Here is a 1,946-nt window from a genome sequence, read left to right as displayed (position 1 = left end):
CGAGTAGTCCTTCATCGCCATCGGCGGTCTTCTCGCTTCCTCCGGATCAAGCAGATCCAGTATCAGCGTGTCCACCACTCAGGGGGAGGCTCCCTCCCCGTAACTGAATCCGCCGCGCTCACCCGGCCGGGCGGCAGCCGCGCCACGTCGGCTGATCGCAGCGCGGCACGCACTCGGCCTCACCTCAGGACTGCACGCCAACGAAGGAGCACACATGAGCAGCACACCAGATGTGGAACAGGCCGCGATTCCGGCCCAGCGGAGAGGTGCGCCGCGCTTCCACTACCCGTTGCCGATGCCGGAGCCCCCCCACGTCCCAACCGACGTCGTGGCCGAGGTCCAGGCGTGGAAAGCGTCATACGGGTTTACCGAAACGAACCCCGGGCCCTACGGAGCTGTCCTGGCCTGGTGCCTTGGAAGGTTCTCCAGCCCAGAGACCAGCAGGGCAGTGCTCCGCGGCCTCGGCTGCCTGGCCGAGTGGGCACTCGTCATCGACGACAATGTGCTCGATCACGCCGAAGCCCGCAGCCGGACCAGCGAGATCATCCGTCTCGTGGGCCAGCTCACGCATGTGATGGAATCTCCTGGATACCAACTACCCGAGAATGCAAGCCCCCTCATCGCGTCACTACACGACTCGATGGAGCAACTGCGGGCAGTGTGCACACCCACACAGGTGGCCCGTCTGAGTGCCGGCATCAGGTGCCAGCTCACCAGCGGCGTGCACAAGATTCACCTGGACGAACCCAACGAAGACGAATACCTCGCCCTGCGAATGCACGACCTCGGCGGCACCCTGTACGCCGCGTCGGTCGAAATGTGCGGGCCTGCCCCCATTCCGGACGAGGTGTGGAACGCACCGGCAGTCCAGTCCCTCATCAAATGCACAGCCCTGCTCGCCGGACTGGAAAACGACGTCGCCTCCTACCACAAGGAAAAAGCAGCAGGTCAGACGTCCCCGAATTTCCTGGGCATCCTGCAAGCGGCTCGCGGACTCTCCTTCGACCAGGCCGTCACCGCGGCGATCGAGACACGCGACCGCCTGATGCTCCTCTTCCTCGGTCTACGCGAGCGCCTGCTGCCCATGGCCGAGCCGCCACTGCGCTACCTCATCGACCGACTCGGCCACTTCATCGTCCTCAACACCGAAATCAACATGTGCGCTGGGCGCTACCACCCACCCGCAGAACGCGTTGCGCTGGAAGACGTCGTCAAGACACCCGCCTTCTGGGCGCCTTCACTGTCGACCACCGACACCAGCCCCCTGCCCTACCCGAGCATCTCCTGGTGGTGGGACCACTGCTGAAGATCCCACGGCTCAGCCGGCCATGACCGTTCGAGCAACAAGCTCCGAAAGAGTCGTGTCTGGGGCTGAGCAGGCACGCAGGAACAGCTCGTTCGGCACTTCCGGGCGGGCTCGTGTCCCCCTCCTCCGGCCCGAGACCGGGAAAGACGGGCGATCCTCTCCGGGTGAGCTGCAACGACGTAGTGCATGGCGGTCTTCTCTCCGAGCCCGAACAGGCACGCACCGCGCCGCACCCCGACGGCATCCGGGGACCACAAACCCAGCAGCCTGGCAACGATCCCGAGGATTCGGACCTGAGGGGTCTTGGTGATCTTGCCGGTGGCGCAGTCGGTGTTCCAGCCGGAGCCGTCGGTGGTGGCGAAGCAGCCGAACGGCACGCCCATGAACGCCGCACCGGCCTTGAACACGTCGGGGTAGTCGCCGAGCAGGACATTGGTCGTCATCGCGCCGGACGTGAGGTTCCCCCGAGATGCGGAGGATGGTGACAGAGGGTCAGATGGTTCTCATGAGAGGAACATCGACCATGGCTGCCCCCAGGAAGTACTCCAAGACCACGGAGTTAGAGCGGATCCGCGGTTGTCAACGGGATCGAGGGTTTTCGGGGAAGCCCAGGTGATGGCAACGGGGCTCCTGGTAGAGC

Annotated in this window: 1 protein-coding gene and 1 pseudogene; one reads left to right on the top strand and one right to left on the bottom strand. The window is 64.9% G+C overall.

The annotated features are described in order from the left end of the window. Positions 1 to 214: 214 nt before the first annotated feature. On the top strand, positions 215 to 1,306 hold the full coding sequence (locus ACIBTS_RS49345) for a terpene synthase family protein (RefSeq protein ID WP_399328555.1): 1,092 nt from the start codon (positions 215 to 217) through the stop codon (positions 1,304 to 1,306). Between the two features lie 293 nt (positions 1,307 to 1,599). On the opposite strand, the pseudogene ACIBTS_RS49340 reads toward ACIBTS_RS49345, so the two are convergent. Then, positions 1,600 to 1,761: pseudogene (locus ACIBTS_RS49340) on the bottom strand (esterase); the annotation flags it as partial. Between the last annotated feature and the right edge of the window lie 185 nt (positions 1,762 to 1,946).

The sequence above is a fragment of the Streptomyces sp. NPDC050121 genome (assembly GCF_044460385.1).
GTDB classification, from domain to species: Bacteria; Actinomycetota; Actinomycetes; order Streptomycetales; family Streptomycetaceae; genus Streptomyces; species Streptomyces soliscabiei.
The sequence above is the reverse complement of the archived record's forward strand: the minus strand, read 5'-3'. Positions and strand labels throughout refer to the sequence as shown.

Excerpts from the sequence above, each read along its gene's own strand:
- ACIBTS_RS49345 (WP_399328555.1), top strand. The coding sequence starts at position 215 with ATGAGCAGCACACCAGATGTGGAACAGGCCGCGATTCCGGCCCAGCGG.